At 65.9% G+C, this 16,378-nt stretch carries 19 protein-coding genes; 8 read left to right on the top strand and 11 right to left on the bottom strand.

The features are described 5' to 3' along the window. Positions 1 to 93 precede the first annotated feature (93 nt). Both ACJ70B_RS03675 and ACJ70B_RS03670 read left to right on the top strand, forming a co-directional pair. Positions 94 to 492 (top strand): hypothetical protein, encoded by a 399-nt coding sequence (locus tag ACJ70B_RS03675; RefSeq protein ID WP_408959063.1) that lies wholly within the window; start codon positions 94 to 96, stop codon positions 490 to 492. A gap of 235 nt (positions 493 to 727) precedes the next feature. Continuing rightward, positions 728 to 1,159, top strand: a complete 432-nt coding sequence (locus tag ACJ70B_RS03670; RefSeq protein ID WP_408959062.1) for a hypothetical protein — start codon at positions 728 to 730, stop codon at positions 1,157 to 1,159. A 118-nt stretch (positions 1,160 to 1,277) separates the two neighbouring features. Here ACJ70B_RS03670 and psmB read toward each other — a convergent pair whose 3' ends face one another. Further along, positions 1,278 to 2,009: an archaeal proteasome endopeptidase complex subunit beta gene (psmB, locus tag ACJ70B_RS03665; RefSeq protein ID WP_408959061.1), complete on the bottom strand. Its 732-nt coding sequence runs from the start codon at positions 2,007 to 2,009 to the stop codon at positions 1,278 to 1,280. 164 nt (positions 2,010 to 2,173) lie between these two features. Next, a complete protein-coding gene (locus ACJ70B_RS03660; protein WP_254763558.1) occupies positions 2,174 to 2,344 on the bottom strand; it encodes a hypothetical protein in 171 nt (56 codons plus the stop codon). A gap of 347 nt (positions 2,345 to 2,691) precedes the next feature. Here ACJ70B_RS03660 and ACJ70B_RS03655 point away from each other — a divergent pair, with 347 nt between their 5' ends. Together ACJ70B_RS03655 and ACJ70B_RS03650 are read left to right on the top strand one after the other, a co-directional pair. Further along, positions 2,692 to 3,045, top strand: coding sequence for a DUF555 domain-containing protein (locus ACJ70B_RS03655; protein WP_408959060.1), 354 nt, complete (start codon positions 2,692 to 2,694; stop codon positions 3,043 to 3,045). Between the two features lie 60 nt (positions 3,046 to 3,105). Further along, positions 3,106 to 3,645 (top strand): CBS domain-containing protein, encoded by a 540-nt coding sequence (locus tag ACJ70B_RS03650; RefSeq protein ID WP_408959059.1) that lies wholly within the window; start codon positions 3,106 to 3,108, stop codon positions 3,643 to 3,645. A gap of 149 nt (positions 3,646 to 3,794) precedes the next feature. Here ACJ70B_RS03650 and ACJ70B_RS03645 read toward each other — a convergent pair whose 3' ends face one another. After that, positions 3,795 to 4,451: a helix-turn-helix domain-containing protein gene (locus ACJ70B_RS03645; protein ID WP_408959058.1), complete on the bottom strand. Its 657-nt coding sequence runs from the start codon at positions 4,449 to 4,451 to the stop codon at positions 3,795 to 3,797. A 128-nt stretch (positions 4,452 to 4,579) separates the two neighbouring features. On the opposite strand from ACJ70B_RS03645, the gene ACJ70B_RS03640 reads away from it, so the two are divergent. Further along, positions 4,580 to 4,801 (top strand): DUF2892 domain-containing protein, encoded by a 222-nt coding sequence (locus ACJ70B_RS03640; protein WP_408959057.1) that lies wholly within the window; start codon positions 4,580 to 4,582, stop codon positions 4,799 to 4,801. Between the two features lie 71 nt (positions 4,802 to 4,872). On the opposite strand, the gene ACJ70B_RS03635 is transcribed toward ACJ70B_RS03640, so the two are convergent. The 5 genes from ACJ70B_RS03635 to ACJ70B_RS03615 all read right to left on the bottom strand — a co-directional run bounded on the left by ACJ70B_RS03635 (position 4,873) and on the right by ACJ70B_RS03615 (position 11,796). Next, a complete protein-coding gene (locus tag ACJ70B_RS03635) occupies positions 4,873 to 5,847 on the bottom strand; it encodes an aldo/keto reductase (RefSeq protein ID WP_408959056.1) in 975 nt (324 codons plus the stop codon). Between the two features lie 89 nt (positions 5,848 to 5,936). Continuing rightward, entirely contained in the window at positions 5,937 to 7,808 is a 1,872-nt protein-coding gene (locus tag ACJ70B_RS03630) for a formate/nitrite transporter family protein (protein WP_408959055.1), read from the bottom strand. 124 nt (positions 7,809 to 7,932) lie between these two features. Next, positions 7,933 to 9,030 (bottom strand): ABC transporter permease, encoded by a 1,098-nt coding sequence (locus ACJ70B_RS03625; RefSeq protein ID WP_408959054.1) that lies wholly within the window; start codon positions 9,028 to 9,030, stop codon positions 7,933 to 7,935. Beyond that, complete coding sequence (locus ACJ70B_RS03620) at positions 9,020 to 10,885, bottom strand: PrsW family intramembrane metalloprotease (RefSeq protein ID WP_408959053.1); 1,866 nt, start codon at positions 10,883 to 10,885, stop codon at positions 9,020 to 9,022. The genes ACJ70B_RS03625 and ACJ70B_RS03620 overlap by 11 nt, the downstream gene beginning before the upstream one ends. After that, a complete protein-coding gene (locus tag ACJ70B_RS03615; RefSeq protein WP_408959052.1) occupies positions 10,882 to 11,796 on the bottom strand; it encodes an ATP-binding cassette domain-containing protein in 915 nt (304 codons plus the stop codon). Before ACJ70B_RS03615 ends, ACJ70B_RS03620 begins: the two co-directional genes overlap by 4 nt. Positions 11,797 to 11,916: 120 nt before the next feature. Here ACJ70B_RS03615 and ACJ70B_RS03610 point away from each other — a divergent pair, with 120 nt between their 5' ends. Together ACJ70B_RS03610 and ACJ70B_RS03605 are read left to right on the top strand one after the other, a co-directional pair. Then, entirely contained in the window at positions 11,917 to 12,339 is a 423-nt protein-coding gene (locus ACJ70B_RS03610) for an SRPBCC family protein (RefSeq protein ID WP_408959051.1), read from the top strand. A gap of 198 nt (positions 12,340 to 12,537) precedes the next feature. After that, positions 12,538 to 13,371 carry a ZIP family metal transporter gene (locus ACJ70B_RS03605; RefSeq protein WP_408959050.1) on the top strand — a complete coding sequence of 278 codons (834 nt, stop codon included), beginning with the start codon at positions 12,538 to 12,540 and terminating at the stop codon, positions 13,369 to 13,371. A gap of 50 nt (positions 13,372 to 13,421) precedes the next feature. On the opposite strand, the gene ACJ70B_RS03600 is transcribed toward ACJ70B_RS03605, so the two are convergent. Continuing rightward, entirely contained in the window at positions 13,422 to 14,051 is a 630-nt protein-coding gene (locus ACJ70B_RS03600) for a flavin reductase family protein (protein ID WP_408959049.1), read from the bottom strand. A gap of 135 nt (positions 14,052 to 14,186) precedes the next feature. On the opposite strand from ACJ70B_RS03600, the gene ACJ70B_RS03595 reads away from it, so the two are divergent. Next, positions 14,187 to 14,537, top strand: coding sequence for a winged helix-turn-helix transcriptional regulator (locus tag ACJ70B_RS03595; RefSeq protein WP_408959048.1), 351 nt, complete (start codon positions 14,187 to 14,189; stop codon positions 14,535 to 14,537). Positions 14,538 to 14,648: 111 nt separating this feature from the next. Here ACJ70B_RS03595 and ACJ70B_RS03590 read toward each other — a convergent pair whose 3' ends face one another. Together ACJ70B_RS03590 and ACJ70B_RS03585 are read right to left on the bottom strand one after the other, a co-directional pair. Then, positions 14,649 to 15,806 (bottom strand): pyridoxal phosphate-dependent aminotransferase, encoded by a 1,158-nt coding sequence (locus tag ACJ70B_RS03590; RefSeq protein WP_408959047.1) that lies wholly within the window; start codon positions 15,804 to 15,806, stop codon positions 14,649 to 14,651. Between the two features lie 2 nt (positions 15,807 to 15,808). After that, entirely contained in the window at positions 15,809 to 16,294 is a 486-nt protein-coding gene (locus ACJ70B_RS03585; RefSeq protein WP_408959046.1) for an Lrp/AsnC family transcriptional regulator, read from the bottom strand. Positions 16,295 to 16,378 lie beyond the last annotated feature (84 nt).

Genomic DNA, 16,378 nt, shown 5'->3' with positions numbered 1-16,378 from the left:
ATGCGGTGTGTTTCGTTCTCTCTCAGACGGCACCTCTTCGTGTCAAATACACCTAGATAAATTTTTACGTGTCAGTGAAATCCCACAAAATGGATGAACCGCCGAAACGCGTTAAAGGCCACCGGCGCATCGCTCCTCGCGGGAACGGCTCTGACGACGTCAGCAGCCGCCGACACCGGCGACGGTCCGACGGTCGTGTCCGTCGAGTCGAACACCGACTCCAGCGGCGCGAGTGAACCCGACGAATACACCGTCGAGTATCTGGGCGACGGCATCGTCGAGATCACTGGCGTCACCGTCGCGCCGACGCCATGTCACGAGGCCGTCGTCGACAACATCTACCAGAGTACGTACGGCGACGTGGTCGACCTCTCGCTCGAGGCCGGCTCCGGAATCTGTACGACGGTCCTCGCCGAACTTGCATACACCGTCCGTCTCGAGTACGAGACCGAGGCCCGCGACGTGTTCGTCAGCGTTCCGGACGGCGCGTGACCGCTGTCTGCTGACGCAGTCCCACTCGGTCGACGTTCGGACGACGGCGACACGGGTTCTCCGGACCGAACGGCCGTGCGTCTCGTCTTGCTCCGGTTCGGTCAAGAACCCGCCCTCCTTTCAGTTATTTACTATCGTAGAAATGCATATGTATGAAGGCATTGAGGTGCCGTATAGAATGCACCGCCGTACGATTTTGAAACGAGCCGGCGCGTCAGCACTTCTCGGAGCGACGATGGGAGGAACAGCGACGGCAAACGACGACGGGTCGAGCGGCACGGCCGCTGACGGGAAGTCGACACTCGTAACACATCCGAATATCGCTGCGGACGACGGTGACCCGCGCGTCGTTCGATTCGAGCGGCTTCCAGCGAGACAGCCCGACGAGACGATGAACAAAATCGAGGCTCACGTCGACGGAACCGTCGAAATCGTCGGGACCGTCACCCTTTCGACGCCGTGTAATGCCCTTGAGATCGTCGGGATCGAATCGACGTCGTCCGGCGATCTCGTTCAAATGACGACAAACAGAACGAGCGGTATCTGTATGACTGTCGTCGCTCGCGGGTCGTTCCGTCTCGTCTTGCAATACGAAGGCGAGCCCGACGACGTTTCCCTCGAGTTCGTCGACAGTCCCGGATTGCTACATACGAACTGCTGTGCGTAACTCGATCGGCGCTCAGTCGATTTCGAATCGGTTTTTCTACGTCTCGAGCCAACGGCGTTGGGCGGAGAACTGCGCCTGCGAGGCCGATCGTGTATTAGAGACGCGGTGACCGTCCTCCTTACAGCACGTCGTCGAAGTCGTGGTGACCGTGGATGTCGACGCCCTCGTCGGTGATCTCACAGAGGAAGACGCCGTTGCCGGAGCCGGTGTCGCGCTCGACGGCCGATTTGATGCCGCGGGCAGCGACCGTCTTTGCCTCCTCGTTGGACATGTCCGGTTCGTAGGCCTGCTCTAAGTGGCCGTAGGCCAGTTGCATCCCGGAGCCGGTGACGGTGTAGTCGTCTTCCATGACGCCGCCGGCGGGGTCGATGCTGTAGACGTGACTACCCTCTTCGTCGACGCCGCCAAGAATCGGGTGGATGGCGAAGAACGGGCCGCCGCGGGCGAAGTTGCCGGCGAGCGTGGCCAGCGCGTCGATACTCATGTTCTCGCCGCGGCGGGCCTCGTAGAGGTTGACCTCGGCGCGGAGACTCGAGATGAACGACTGCGCGCCGCCGACGCTGCCGACGAGCGTGAGCGCGGCGGTCGGGTGGATCTGCTCGACCTTCTGGACGTTCTTGTTCGAGACGAACCGCCCGCCGAGGCTGGCGCGCATGTCCGTCGCGATGACGACGCCGTCGGCGGTGGAGATGCCGATCGTGGTCGTCCCGGTCTTGTTGACGTTCTCGAGGTCGGCCCGCGTCAGATCGTTCTCCGGCAGGGAGCCGATCTCCGGCTCGTAGGGGTTCGGATCGTCGGCCAACTGGTCGACCGTCCGGGAGAAGTCGGAGTCGTGTGTGGGCGTGCGCATTACCGGAGGGATACGGCCGGGACGGTATAAAACACCGGCGGTCACCTCCGTCGTTTCCGCTTCCAGCGCTTGCAAGACCGAGTCGGCTCGAGCGCCGATCGGTGCGTCCGAAACGCGGTCGCTCGGCGTACAACGAACGGAAAACGCGGAACGTGGCTAGCCGATCAGGGCTGGGTCGCCTCGTATGCCTCCTCGACGTTGGCGAGGACGCGGTGGATCGGGAGCGTCAGCCCGGCCTGGCGGGCGGCGATCGCAAGCGGCATCGCGACAATACCGGTCACGATGCAGAGTTGGTACAGTGCGAACAGCGTCGCGCGGTACACGCGGGATATCATCGGCGTTCAAGCGTGGCTCAGACGGAGGGGCTATATAAGCATTCTTGAAATGCGGAATTCATAACTATCGATATTAAAGGATTGGGTCGCCGCCTGCTTGCGATTCAATCTCGCTTTCAACGAACGCAACCAACGGCGGACTCGAGCCGATAGACAGCTATGCGGGCGGCAATCGACCGGGGGATTTCTCGTAAGTTACGGGCATTATTCGATTCACGTGCGCACCTCCCGGACCGGCGACGCGCGCCTGCGAGGCCGTCGCGACCGCCGTGCGAGCACGTCCCACTAGCGCGGCCGAGCCGGCGACGAACCGCAAAGCAGGAAACCCCCCGGACCGACCACCACGTATGAGCAATTACCTCGTCGCGATGGAGGCTGCATGGCTCGTTCGTGACGTCGAGGAGATTGACGACGCGATCGGCGTCGCCGTCAGCGAAGCCGGGAAGCGACTCAACAGCGAAGACATGGACTACGTCGAAGTCGAGGTCGGCGCGACGGGCTGTCCGGCCTGCGGCGAGCCGTTCGACTCCGCCTTTGTCGCCGCCGACACCGCACTCGTCGGCCTCGGCCTCGAGATGGAGGTCTTCAACGCCGACGGCGAGGAACACGCCTCCAGAATCGCGAAAAGCGAGGTCGGCGGCGCACTGCGGGACGTCCCGTTGTCCGTCGTCGAGGTCGCCGAAATCCCGGACGAAGACTGACTCGCGTCGGGAGCCCGACCGATCCAAAGCTCTTTCTATAACCCTCGGTTATTTACCGATATGGAACTCCCGACGCCCGCCGACCTCCGACAGCGCCGTACCGAGCTCGGGCTCACCCAGAGCGAACTCGCGGACAAAGCCGACGTCTCGCAACCACTGATCGCCCGCATCGAGGGCGGCGACGTCGATCCGCGCCTCTCGACGCTCCGGCGGATCGTCAACGCCTTAGAGAAGGCCGAAAGCGACGTGATCCGCGCCGCGGACCTGATGAACGAGGCCGTCGTCAGCGTCGCGCCCGACGACCCAGTCAGCGAGGCCGCTCGCGAGATGGAAGAGGAGGCCTACTCACAGCTCGCGGTCATCCAGAACGGCATTCCCGTCGGGTCGATCAGCCAAACCGATCTGGTCCACCTCGACTCCGAGGATCGCGACGAACCCGTCGAGGAGCACATGGGCGAGAGCTTCCCGACCGTTTCGAAAGACGCCACCGTAGACGAGATCGGCAACCTGCTCGAGCACTACAAGGCCGTGATGATCACCGAGGCCGGCGAGACCGTCGGCATCATCACCGAGGCGGACATCGCCGCGCGGCTCTCCTGATCTGTTCGGCTCGATCGCGGCCGCGATAGCCGGTTTCGACTCCTCACTCGAGACACTTCGGTCGGTACGCTCGGCGACCATCCGCCTCTTTTCGTCCGACCCCGAAACGCTCCCGCTACTGTCTCTCGTTGCTCGAGGCGCCGGCCAGCTCACGTCTCGAACAGGGACGCCATCACGGTCGACTCGGCTTTCCGGAGGTGCTCCGCGGCGGTCGCCGTCGCGCAACCGAGTTCGCCGGCCACGTCTTCCGTCATCGCCGTCCGGGGCACGTCGTAGTAGCCGAGTTCGAGCGCGGTCGTGACCGCCTCCCGCTGGCGCTCGGAGAGGCTACCGACGACGCTGTCGGCAGCGACGCGCTTCCCGCCAACCCGTTCGACGGTCACGCCGACGCCATCGGGGACGCCGTCGACCGCGGCCTGAATGTCGGCCTCCGCCCCGACGATGCTGAACGTGTTCGTCCCGTCGTCGTTGCACTCGATCGGCGGCACCGTCATGAGGCTCCCGCGGGTGAAGTTCTCGAACAGCGAGCGCGCGGCCGTCGAGACCGCCCCCTCGAGAAAGCAGTAGCACGCCCGGTCCGTGACCGAGAGCACCTCGTAATCCGACACCATCGGACTCTCGGCGAGTTCGTCCTCGAAGCGCCGGTACTCGCCCTCGAGGCGGAACAGGAATCCCGTCGGCGGGCTCGAGACGTTCCAGTTGACGATCAGCGCTCGCTCGAGATAGTCGGCCCCGCCCGCGAGCCGCTCGTAGATCGGCGGCGCGTAGGCATCCCGCGGATCGAGCGTGATGCGGACGCGTTTCATGGCCCCGCGTTCGAAGACGCCGGTCAAAACGATTACCCCGACTCGATGTCGGCCGCGGGCGTCGAAAGATAAACCCACCCGACCGATTCGGCCGAAGCGATACCTCCACGGAACCCGTTCGATCGCGTATGCAGCGCAACGTCGGCGGACTCGATCGAATCGTCAGGACCGTTCTGGGAACGTGGTTGCTCGTCGTCGCCGGTGCGGCGGTGCTCGCCGGTCGGCGGACTACCGCCGTCGCAACGGCGATCGCCGGGTCGGGCCTGCTGATCAACGCGGCGACCCGATTCTGTGGCGGAAACTTCCTGCTCGGCATCGACACGACCGAAGCGTCCTGCTCGAGCGAGTGACGCAAGCGGGCGGTGGCAACCCACAGCCGGACCGACAGGTCGGATGGCGAACCGGTACGATCAGCGAACGACTACTGGTGACCGGACACGGGCACCGGTTCGTAGGGCTCCTCGAGGTACTCCATCTCGGACTCGGAGAGGTCGATCTCGAGGGCTTCGACGGCGTCCTCGAGATGGTCGACGCTGGTGGTTCCGACGATCGGGGCGTCGACCCACTCTTTATGGAGCAGCCACGCGAGGGCGATCTGGGCCATCGAAGCACCCTTGTCGTCGGCTACCTCCGCGACACGCTCATTGATCTCCCGGCCGCCGCCCTCGCGGTAGGGGTGTTCGTACATGTGCTCCTCGGTCTCGCCGCGGGTCGTCGCGTCGATCTCCTCGTGGGGGCGGGTCAGGTAGCCGCGAGCCATGGGTGACCACGGAACGACGCCGATGTCTTCCTTGTCACACAGCGGCAGCATCTCGCGTTCCTCCTCGCGATAGGTGAGATTGTAGTGGTTCTGCATCGTCTGGAATCGCTCGAGCCCCAGCGACTCGCTCGTGTGGAGCGCGTCCGCGAACTCGTGGGCCCACATCGAGGAGGCCCCGACGTACCGCGCGTGACCCCGACGGACGGCGTCGTCGAGCGCTCGCAGTGTCGTCTCGATCGGCGTGTCGGGATCCAGGCGGTGGATCTGATAGAGGTCGATCGTGTCCATCCCCAGGCGCTCCCGGCTGGCCGCCAGTTCCTGCTCGATCGCCTTCCGGGAGAGCCCGCCGGAGTTCGGATCGTCCTCGCGCATCTGGAAGAAGCCCTTCGTCGCGACGACCGACTCCTCGCGGTGACCCTCGAGGGCCTCGCCCAGCACGCGCTCAGACTCGCCCCTCGAGTACATGTTCGCGGTATCGAAGAAGTTGATCCCGAGATCGAGTGCGCGGTCGATGATCGCCTTGCTCTCTTCGTCGTCTAAGACCCACTCGCGCCAGTCGCTCGAGCCGAAACTCATACAGCCCAGACAGATGCGACTCACCTGCATTCCGGTCGAGCCGAGCGTCGTGTACTCCATATCGGCCGTACGGAAACCGATCGGAAAACGGTACGTAGTGCGGCAATCGGCGAGATCCGTCGTGGCGTCTCCGTCGCGCCGTGGCGGACTTACCAGTGACCGAACAGCCGTTCGACGACGGTCCGCTTGCTCGGTCGCTCGGCGAGTAGAACCGAACTCTCGACTTCGTTGACGACGTCCATGTGCAGCGAATCGCTCATCAGTCGCGAGATAACCCCCTCCTCGGTCGCGCCGAGCATGACGAGCGAGCGATCCGCGGCCGCGCGACAGATGGCGTCCTCGACATCGCCGGAGTCGTCGACGACGAGTTCGGCGTCCTCGAGACCGCGCTCGGCGGCCCACTCCGCGAGGAATTGCTCGCCGGTCTCGCGGTCGTCCGGCCCGGCGACGACGTGCAAAAGCGCCACGTCGGCCGCTGTTTTCGCCTGCAGCGTCCGCGCGACCTCGGCGCTCAGGTCCGAGTCCGGCCCGCCGGCGGTCGGGAGGAGGACGCGCGAGGTATCCAGCCCGTGATCCTTGAGAATGAGGAAGTCACAGGGGAGATTGCTCGTCAGTTCGCTGATCCGGCGCTCTGCGCGACCGGAACTCCACGGTCGGTCGTTCCCCCAACCGAGCAAGACAAGATCGGACCGTTCGCGTTCGGCGGTGGCGAAGACATCCTCGAACGAGCGATGCGAGACGACCGTCGACGTCTCGCAATCGACGTCGTAGGCGTCGGCCCGCTCTCGAACGGCCGCCATGCGCTCTTCTGACTCGGCGACGATCCGTTCGGTCTGTCCGGCCCCGTAGCGCATCGAGGTCTGACCGGGCATCTGGACGATGTGGACGGCGTGAACGACCGCGTTCTCGCGGCCGCTCGCGAGCGTGCAGGCGAAGTCGACGATCGCCGACTCGGTCCGCGGGTTCGCGATCGGAACGAGGATTCGGTAGGTGTTCTCGTCGGCCCCGTGGATTTCGGCCGTGTTGATCAGCGGCACGTACGACCGGCCCGCGTAGCCGCCGAAGATCCACTCTCCGATCGAGAGCTGCCGATTCGCACCCTCGAAGCGGGCCGACTCGAGGCGGCGTTCGCTGGTCTGGAAGTAGTTAACGACGGTGACGAGGACAATGCCGCCGATGGTGTTGCCAAGCAAGACTGGCAGGACGAAGCCGTAGAGCCCAGTGACGAGGGCGAGTTCGCCACCCAGAATCAGATAGACCATCTCGGTGAAGGAGACAACGACGTGAAACAGATCACCGAGCGGAATCGCGAGGAAGGCCATGTAGACGACGACGAGCCGCGAGATGGTGTCGCGGGAGGCGTAGACGATCCAGACGACGCCGGCGACGATCAGGCCGGCGAAAGCCGCCTTCGAGAACAGCGTCCACCAGGGCGTCTCGACACCGTGCCGGGCGAGGTCCGTCGCGGCTTCACTGGCGGACTCGTCGAACACGCCGCCGTAGGAGAGCGCGACCGCGCCGAGCGCGCCGCCGGTGAAGTTCCCCGCCAGCACGATCGTCCAGTGGCGAAGCAACGCGGGGATGCTGGCCAGTCGCTCGAGGGTCAACGCGACCGGCGGCAGCGTGTTCTCGGTGTAGAGCTGGTAGCCGCCGATGATGATGTAGATGAACCCGAGTGGGTACAGCAGTTTGCTCAGGATCGGATGGCCGTCCGTCGAGGCCGTCAGTGTGGCGTACAACAGGAAGGTGATGGTGATCGCGAAGCCGGCCGCGAGGCCGCTGAAGAACAGTTCGCGGTTCCCGGATGTGACCTCCTCGTCGGCCGCGGCGACGATGCGCTGGAAAATCTCGTCGGACGAGAACCGGTCACGGACGACCGCGCCGACCGCCGGCGCACCGCTTCTGGACCGCTCGACCGCCTCTCGAACCTGTTCCTGTTCGGGCGGGTCTCGATCCGGCCGCTGTCGCTCGGCCGGCGCGTGATCTGTCCGTCGCTGATCTGGTGGATTGCGCTCGCTCATCGGATACGAACCCGTAACGAGGGAACGCGCTTAGTAACTGCCATTAGCCGCCGGCACGGTTCTCCGTTGCGACGGAGGCGACGATCGGATTCCCTCGAGGCAGCGAGCGACGGCCCGGCTCGAGCTACAGCGAGTCGGGATCGAGCCGGCCGACGCCCCGTCGGAGCGCGAGGAACGCGGCGATCCCGAGGAGGCAGTAGGCCGCGAGCAGCCCCCACGTCGTCCCCGTCGGGTTCCCGATCGCGAACTTCGCGACGGTGTTCGCGGGATGTTCGGGTAAGACGGTCGCGACGACCAGTGCGCCGACGGTGGCCACGGAGTAGAGGAGTTGAGCCTGCCGTCTGTCGGGGGCCCACAGCGCGACCGCGACGCCGCCGGCGACGACGAGCAGCGACAGCGCGGCCACCAGCACGATCAGCGCCGCGGGGCCGGCGATCGAGGTTCCGTTCGCCGTCAGCAGGAGGAGCCAGGCGATCGCCTGTATCGGTGCCAGACTGGCCGTCGCCAGCAGCTTCGCGTCGATCACGTCCGCCAGCGAGAGCGGCGCGGCCCGGAGCAACTCGAGGGTGCCCCGCTGGCGCTCCTCGATCAGCGAGTCGACGGCGATCGAACCGCTGATGAACACCGGGAGGAACAGCAACAGCGGCAGCAACACGGTGTAGGTAAAGCCGACGTACGGGCTCGCACCGACCTTGTCGGGCACCGGCAGCGGCGCTCGATCGAGTCGACCGGCGTCGGCGTTTCGCTGGCGTTCGACGCGCTCGACCTGTTCCAGCGTGTCTCGAAGCTGGACGACGAGCAGGGTGGTCCGAATCCCCTCCTCGGGCGCGGTGACCCTGACGCTGAGCCGCCCGTCGTCGTTCCTGTTCGCATCGAGGACAGCCGTTACCCGGCCGGAATCGAAGGCCCGATAGGCGTCTCCGCGGTTCCCGTAGTATTCGGCCGTGACGCTGTCGCGGTCCTCCGCGACCGCGAGCAGGGTGCCGGGATCGTCACCGGTGACGGCGACCTCGGTCTGATAGTCGCCGACGGCACTCGGATCGTACAGCGAGACGAGACCGACGACCAGAAACGACGAGAACGCCGCGATGAACAGCTGGATCGCCAGCGCGAGGATGATCGTCTTCTCCGAGCGCAGCGAGCGCAGTTCCCGGCGGGCGACGGCCAGGCGCGCTCCCCGGCTCGAGCCCGACTCGCTACCGCGGTCGCGCTCACGCGACAAGCGCGATCACCCCGAGGTTGTAAGCCGCGTGAATCAGCGTGGCCGCGAGGAAACCGACGGCGTACCCCGTCCGGCCGCGGCTCACCCCGAACGCCGAGACGACGGCCGTCGTGACGTGTAAGGCAAGCGGTGCGAGGAAGACCACGAGGAGGACGAGCGGGCCGCTCGAGACGGAGGGACCGAACGCGGCGGCACCGACCGACAGGTCGGGCAGGCCGACGAACTGGACGACGTGGGTGAGCTTCTCGCCGACGAAGAAGCCGACTCCGGAGAGCGCGCCGAGCACCGCGGCGGTCCGCAGCGTCGTGTCGAACCTCGAGCGCGCGACGCCGGCGTAGACGTGGATGCTCTTTGCGATCTCCTCGACCGCAGCGGCGATGACGACGATGACAGGCACTGCGATCGCCTGTGGGACGGCAAAGAGGAGCGCGACGGCGAGCAACTGACTCGCGAAGACGAAGGGGATAAAGAGGATCGACAGCAGCGGGACGCTCCGCCGGCCGCGGATGCGACTCGCGATCGCGTCAATCACCTTCGTCGGGATCGGCTTCTGGGCGAACATGTCCTCCTCGCGGTAGACGCCGATTCCGAGCAGGAAGAACACGGCCGCGCTCAGATAGAACGGCGCGGTCGAGAACAGGTACTCGCCGGCGGTGACCGACTGGTCTTGCAGGTCCATCACGACCAGCGTCAGCGGCGAGATCAGCGCAACGGCGTGGATGTCCGTGAAGATCGCCGGAATGAACGTGTACGTCGTCAGGAAGACGCTGATCGTGACCGTCACGAACGTCAGTTCCTTGAACGAGCGGGCGAGCATCGCGCCGACGAACGTTGAGCCGAGAAAGAGCAAGGCGATCGGCAGCGCTGCCGCGACGGCGAGGGTCCCGCCGTCGATCGCGAACGCGATGGCGACGACGATGGCGGCGAGCCCGCATAGATAGGGCAGCGTCTTGCCCGCCACGATCTCGAGGCTCGACGCCGGCGAGACCAACAGGAGTTCGCCCCGCCGCTTGACTCGCTCGTCCATGATCGTGCTCCCGTAGGCCTGAATGACGAAGTTCATCGGCACGATGAACAGGAAGGCGAGGACGAGCGACTGGAAGGGAAACGGCGGCGCGATCGAGCCGGGAGTCCCCGGGGCCGTCGACGCCGTCGAGCCACCGCCGAGGCCGGGGACCTGCAGACGGCCGCCGCCGTCGCTTCCGGACTCGCTCCCGCTGCTGCCGGCGGTCTCGGTCGTCTGCCCGTCGCCGCCGTCGGCTTCGGTCGTTCCGTCACCGGTACCGTCCGCGCCACTCCCGGTCGCGTTTCCGCCACCGGTGGTCGTCGAATCGCCGAGATTGCGGTCCTGATAGTCGATCGAGACGAGGACCGGATAGGCGGCCGCTTCGTCGGACTCATTGGCCATTAGCTTCGCGTTGTACGACTCGACGGCGTCTCGAAAGGCGTCGGCGGCGGCCTCGCCGTTCTCGCCGACGTAGCCGATCCGGCCGTCTCGCATCACGATCACGTCGGCGTTCGCACCGTCTCCGCCGCCGGTCTCGACGTCCTCGAGCGGGATTGGCCGGAACTGTTCGCTGTGGACGGCGGCGGCGTGATAGCGGCTGTCCTCGTCGACACCGACGACGTAGATCTCCCGCTCGAGGCCGAGCCCCGAGTCGGCGACCGTGAACCCGGCGGTCCCAACCGCGAGGGCCATCACGACCAGCGCCAGTGCCGTCTTCCGGTCGACGGTACCGGCACTGCGGGAGACCTCCCAGCGAGCGATGCGGGCCGTCCGCGCGGCGGCGGCGCGGAGCCGATCTGGGACTTGCTCGAGACGCACGCGGACGTCATGGAGGCGACCCTCGCTCACGCGTCGGCCTCCGCCGCCGGCTCGCTTGCTACCTCGAGGAAGATCTCCTCTAAGCTCGGCGTCTTCGTCTGGATGTCCGTGACGCGGCCGCCCGCCGCCTCGACGGTCTCGCGGATCGACTCGACGGCGTTCATGTCATCGACGACGTGACGGACTTGCCCGTCCTCGTGAGTCACGTCGATCGGTCCCGCCGCGTCTCCCCCGCTTCCGTCTTCGGTGGCGTAGACGTGGTACTCGGTCCCGCCGTGGGCGTCGCGGATCTCCTCTAAGGTGCCGCGGGCGACGATCCGGCCGTCGTTCATGATGATGAGCCGGTCGCAGATGCTCTCGACGTGAAAGAGGTTGTGCGCGCTAAAGACGATCGTCTTCCCCTCGTCGCTTAGCTCGCGCGTGAACTCGATGATGTAATTGGTCGTCAGCGGATCGAGCCCCGACGCCGGCTCGTCGAAGATCAACACGTCGGGGTCGTTCACCAGGGCTCTGGCGATCGCGACCTTCCGTTGCATTCCCTTCGACATGTTGCCGATCCGGCGGTCGCGGTGCTCGAGATCGAGCCGGTCCAGCGAGTCGTGAATTCGCTCGCGAGCCACGTCCTTGGGAACGTCATAGAGGTCCGCAAAGAACTCGAGATAGCTGACCGCGGTCATCTCCTCGTACAGCGGGGATTCCTCGGGGAGGAACCCGAGGCGGCGCTGCATCGCGGGCTCGCCGGGCGTGTGGCCGGCGACGACGGCGGTGCCGGCAGTAGGCTCGATCAGCCCCGCCAGGGTCTTCAGCGTCGTCGTCTTGCCCGCGCCGTTCGGGCCGACGACGCCGAAGACCTCGCCGCGCTCGACGTCGAAGGAGCTGCCCTCGACGGCGACGAAGCCGCCGTACTCCTTCCGGAGGTCGTTCACTTCGAGTATAGCCATTGGATAGCGCGACCGAGGGAGTCTCCCCAGTAAAGTCTAGCGGCCGACGACCGTCGTGACTCGCCGACCGTTCGACATCCCGTCCAAACCCCCAAAGCCGCGGCCGGCGTAGTAACGGGTATGACTCGAGTCCGAATCGCGGAAACGGTGGCCGGCCGTCGGCTCGAAGTCTCGACCGTCGTCGCCGCTTCGGCGGCCGACGCCTGGGACGCCATCGTCGACACGACGCGGTGGCCCGAGTGGTCGCCGATCGTTTGTGGCGTCGAGTCGACGGACCGCCGGCTCCGGCGTGGAACGACCGGCCGAGTGCGACTCCCCGGCGTCTGGCTCCCGTTTCGGATCACCTCCTGTGCCGATCGCCGGTGGACCTGGCGAGTGGTGGGCGTTCCGGCCGCCGGTCACCGCGTCGACGACCTCGGCGAGAACCGCTGTCGGATCGCGTTCGAACTGCCGCCGGCTCAGGCAGGCTACGCGCCGATCAGTCTGCGCTCGCTCGAGAACGTAGAAACGCTGCTCGAGGACGACGAGGCGATCGGTCGGTAAGGACATGCATCGCACACATCGAGTCTCACAGACGGACGTGCCGAAAGACGGCGGTGAATACCAGCGACGAGCGACGGACGGATGGTCATCGCCCCGAATCGGTGGCTGTCGTCGACCTCCGTCGGGCCCTCACGCTGAAACAGCTCGCGAGGAACCGCGACCCGACGGCGTGTCCCGCCCGATTGACGAGCGAGGAACATGGTCACCGTAGTCGAGTCATTCGTCCGGCTCACCGGCGAGAACGCGGTCGTTCAGGGGCTCGTCGGCGGAATCGTCATCGCGACGCTGAACCTGCTCGGCGCGTCGCTGGTGCTCGTCTGGCGCGATCCCTCGGAGCGCGCGCTCGACGGCGCGCTCGGATTCGCGGCCGGCGTGATGCTCGCCGCCGCCTTCACGAGCCTCATTCTCCCGGGGATCGAGCAGTACTCCGGCGGCGATCCCGTTCCTACGCTCGTCGGCGTCGTTCTCGGCGCGCTCTTTCTCGACCGCGCAGACGGTCTCGTCCCGCACGCCCACTACCTGCTGACCGGAACCAGGCGACCGGACGAGGCCGATCCGAGCACATCCCTTCCCCTCGAGAACGAGCGGCTGACCCCGGTCGTCCTATTCATTCTTGCGATTACGCTGCACAACATGCCCGAGGGGCTGGCCGTGGGCGTCGGCTTCGGCTCCGGCAACGTCGAGAATGCGATCGCGCTCATGCTCGCGATCGGGATCCAGAACGTCCCCGAAGGGCTCGCCGTCTCGGTGGCCGCGATCAACGCGGGACTGGACCGGCGCTTTTACGCGGCCGTGGCCGGCGTGCGAGCGGGCCTCGTCGAAATCCCGCTCGCGGTACTCGGCGCGCTCGCAGTGAGCGCCGTCGAGCCGTTACTGCCCTACGCGATGGGCTTTGCCGCAGGGGCGATGCTGTTCGTCATCTCCGACGAGATCATCCCCGAGACCCACATCCGGGGCTACGAACGGATTGCTACCCTCGGCGTGCTGGCCGGCACGGTCGTGATGCTCTACCTCGACGTTAGCTTGGGATAAGGCCGATAGGCCGAGTTTCCGCCGCTGATCTCGGTCAGCTTGATTCCGCTCTACGGTGGCCGCTCGAGCGAGAATCGATCGTCGGTCCGCACGTACTGACTCCCCGCGAGGCGGCCGACTGCCTCGATCTCGTCGACGTCGATCTTCCCGTCGGTGGTCACCGACTCGTCTACGTGGACGTGGCGGACCTCGCCGAGGACGAGCGTCGAACCGCCTACGTCGATCAGATCGTGGAGGGAACACTCGAAGGCCACCTTCGAACCCGCGACGCGAGGCGGATCGACCGCGACCGAGTCGGCGCGCTCGAGGCCGGCGCGGTCGAACTCGCTTTCCCCGGCGGGGAGCGTGGCGCTGGTCTCGTTCATCGCTTCGGCGAGGTCCTCGGTGACGAGGTTGACGACGAATTCGCCGGTATCGCGGGCGTTGCGCGGCGTGTCCTTGAGCCCGTCCGTACCGTCGACGGGTGCGAACAGCAACACCGGCGGCGCGACCGACGCGACGGTGAAGAAGCTGTACGGCGCGAGGTTGTCGACGCCGTCCTCGCATCGCGTGCTCACCCACGCGATCGGCCGCGGAACGACCGCACTCGAGAGGAGCCGATAGAGCGAATCGTCGCGGTCGTCGACGTCGATCTCGAGCGCACCGGTCTCGGTACCACCGGCCGGTCCGCCGCCGGTCATCGAAGCGCCTCCGTCGGCCGCGTCGCGGCCGTTTCCGTCACAGCCGTCTTCCCGGTTACTACTAACACGATGTTACCCGGTTCGAATGCGAACTACTAAAGCGGTTCGCGACGTAGCCGTCACCAGCTATCACTGATGTCATCGCCACAGACGAAACCACGCGAGCAAAATCGAGATGCCTGCCCCGTCATCGCCTCGCTCGAGCAAATTGGATCGCAGTGGCGACTCGCCGTGCTCCACGAACTGCTAGACGGCGAACAGCGCTTTAACGAACTCAAACGCTCGACCGGCGCGAACGCGCGCACTCTCTCGCGGGTCCTCGACGACCTCGGCGATATGGGCTTCGTCGAGCGCCGCATCGAGGAAGACGCCCCCGTCGCCACCTTCTACAGCCTCACTGACAAGGGCGAGTCCTTAGAGCCGGTCTTCGACGAGATCGAGTGCTGGGCCGGCTCTTGGCTCGAAGACGGGGCATTCGAGCCCTGAATCGAGAGCAGTAACGCGAAACGGAGCGGTGCGAACGGCTCAGACAGTCTGCTGTATCTTGCTACTGGCATCCCCTAGGGGAACGCCAGAGCTGACGGCCAGTTGCCCGTCTCAGGCGTGCTCGTCGACGAACGCCTCGATCCTGTTGAGCGCTTTCTTGAGATCCTCGAGCCCGGTCGCGTACGAGACTCGCAGGTGGCCTTCGCCGACGTCGCCGAAGATATCGCCGGGAACGACCGCGACGCCCTGTTCGCGCAGGACTTCCTCGGCGAACTCCTCGGCCGTGAAGCCGTCGGGCACCTCCGGGAAACAGTAGAACGCGCCCTTGGCCTCGAAGACGTCCATCCCGATTTCGCGGAATCGCGAGAGGACGAACCGCCGCCGCCGGTCGTACTGGTCGACCATCTCGCGGACGTCGTTCGCACAGGAGTTCAAGGCCTCGAGCGCGGCATGTTGGGCCGTGGTCGGGGCCGAGAGCATCGTGTACTGGTGAATCTTGTTCATCGCACCGATGGCTTCGGCCGGCCCCAACGCGTAGCCGAGCCGGAGGCCGGTCATCGCGTGGGCCTTTGAGAAGCCGTTGAAGACGATGGTGCGCTCGCGCATCCCCGGAAGGCTCGCGATCGAGGCGTGCTCGCCGTCGTAGGTCAACTCGGCGTAGATCTCGTCCGAGAAGACCGTCAGATCGTGCTCACGGGCGAACTCGGCGATCGGCTCGAGGTCTTCCTCGGGCATGATCGCCCCCGTCGGATTGTTCGGGTAACACATGACCAGCACGTCCGCGTCGGCCGCGCCAGCGTCCTCGAGGCCCTCCACGGTGAGTCGGAAGTCGTCTTCCTCTCTCGTCGGCACCGGCAGCACCTCACCGCCGGCGAAGATGACGCCGGGCTCGTAGGAGATGTACGCCGGCTGGGCGATCGCGACCGTGTCGCCGGGGTCGACGAAGGCTCGGAAGGCCAGATCGACCGCCTCGCTCGCGCCGGCGGTCGCGATGATCTCCTCGTCGGGATCGTAGCCAAGATCGAACCGCTTGGCGACGTAGTCGGCGATCGCCTCGCGGAGCTCGCGCTTGCCCCGGTTTGCCGTGTAGGAGGTCTTGCCCTGCTCTAAGGACGTGATCGCGGCGTCGCGAGCCGCCCACGGCGTCGCGAAGTCGGGCTCGCCGACGCCCAGCGAGATGACATCGTCGCGCTCTTCGGCAATTTCGAAGAAGCGGCGGATGCCCGACGGTGGGACCGACTGCACCCGCTCAGACAGTTCGAACGTCATGATCAGGGCGAAAAGGAGAGGCGGTCGTCGTCCTCACCGTCGCCGAGTTCGATTCCGTTTTCCTTGTAGGAAGTCATCACGTAGTGGGTAACCGTCTGGGTGATTTCGGGAACCGGCGCGACCTTCTCGCTGATGAATTGGGACACCTCGCGGATGGAGTCGCCCTCGACCTCCATGTCGAAGTCGTAATCGCCGCTGACCAGCCGCAGGGCCGTCACCTGTGGGAATCGTGCGAGGCGCTCGGCGATGTCGTCGTAGCCCGTCTCGCGGTCGAGGCGGACGTTCAACTCGACCTCGGCGCGGACCCGCTCGTCCTCGAGCCGGTCCCAGTCGACGACCGCCTGGTAGCCCCGTACCAGGCCCGCTGCCTCGAGTTCCTCGATGGCTGCCTCGACCTCGCTCTCCTCGAGGTCGGTCATTCGCGCGATGTCGGCCGCGGAGTACCGCGCGTTCTCACGAAGCAACTCGAGCACCTCGCGTTCGCTCATACCGCTTCGAAGCGCGAGCGCGAGTAAAGTTCTAACGTTCTCGCAGCGTCGCAGCGGTCGCCGGATCGGTGACCGGAAGGGCGT

The organism is Natrinema sp. 74 (assembly GCF_046097095.1).
Classification (GTDB): Archaea; Halobacteriota; Halobacteria; order Halobacteriales; family Natrialbaceae; genus Natrinema.
This window is presented reverse-complemented; position numbering and strand designations above follow the sequence as displayed.

What these genes read in the sequence shown, in the direction of transcription:
- ACJ70B_RS03590 (WP_408959047.1), bottom strand. Translation starts at nt 15,806, where the DNA reads ATGACGTTCGAACTGTCTGAGCGGGTGCAGTCGGTCCCACCGTCGGGC.
- ACJ70B_RS03600 (WP_408959049.1), bottom strand. Translation starts at nt 14,051, where the DNA reads ATGACCGGCGGCGGACCGGCCGGTGGTACCGAGACCGGTGCGCTCGAG.
- ACJ70B_RS03640 (WP_408959057.1), top strand. Translation starts at nt 4,580, where the DNA reads ATGCAGCGCAACGTCGGCGGACTCGATCGAATCGTCAGGACCGTTCTG.
- ACJ70B_RS03650 (WP_408959059.1), top strand. Translation starts at nt 3,106, where the DNA reads ATGGAACTCCCGACGCCCGCCGACCTCCGACAGCGCCGTACCGAGCTC.
- ACJ70B_RS03660 (WP_254763558.1), bottom strand. Translation starts at nt 2,344, where the DNA reads ATGATATCCCGCGTGTACCGCGCGACGCTGTTCGCACTGTACCAACTC.
- psmB (WP_408959061.1), bottom strand. Translation starts at nt 2,009, where the DNA reads ATGCGCACGCCCACACACGACTCCGACTTCTCCCGGACGGTCGACCAG.
- ACJ70B_RS03605 (WP_408959050.1), top strand. Translation starts at nt 12,538, where the DNA reads ATGGTCACCGTAGTCGAGTCATTCGTCCGGCTCACCGGCGAGAACGCG.
- ACJ70B_RS03670 (WP_408959062.1), top strand. Translation starts at nt 728, where the DNA reads ATGGGAGGAACAGCGACGGCAAACGACGACGGGTCGAGCGGCACGGCC.
- ACJ70B_RS03585 (WP_408959046.1), bottom strand. Translation starts at nt 16,294, where the DNA reads ATGAGCGAACGCGAGGTGCTCGAGTTGCTTCGTGAGAACGCGCGGTAC.
- ACJ70B_RS03595 (WP_408959048.1), top strand. Translation starts at nt 14,187, where the DNA reads ATGTCATCGCCACAGACGAAACCACGCGAGCAAAATCGAGATGCCTGC.
- ACJ70B_RS03645 (WP_408959058.1), bottom strand. Translation starts at nt 4,451, where the DNA reads ATGAAACGCGTCCGCATCACGCTCGATCCGCGGGATGCCTACGCGCCG.
- ACJ70B_RS03615 (WP_408959052.1), bottom strand. Translation starts at nt 11,796, where the DNA reads ATGGCTATACTCGAAGTGAACGACCTCCGGAAGGAGTACGGCGGCTTC.
- ACJ70B_RS03630 (WP_408959055.1), bottom strand. Translation starts at nt 7,808, where the DNA reads ATGAGCGAGCGCAATCCACCAGATCAGCGACGGACAGATCACGCGCCG.
- ACJ70B_RS03635 (WP_408959056.1), bottom strand. Translation starts at nt 5,847, where the DNA reads ATGGAGTACACGACGCTCGGCTCGACCGGAATGCAGGTGAGTCGCATC.
- ACJ70B_RS03655 (WP_408959060.1), top strand. Translation starts at nt 2,692, where the DNA reads ATGAGCAATTACCTCGTCGCGATGGAGGCTGCATGGCTCGTTCGTGAC.
- ACJ70B_RS03675 (WP_408959063.1), top strand. Translation starts at nt 94, where the DNA reads ATGAACCGCCGAAACGCGTTAAAGGCCACCGGCGCATCGCTCCTCGCG.
- ACJ70B_RS03610 (WP_408959051.1), top strand. Translation starts at nt 11,917, where the DNA reads ATGACTCGAGTCCGAATCGCGGAAACGGTGGCCGGCCGTCGGCTCGAA.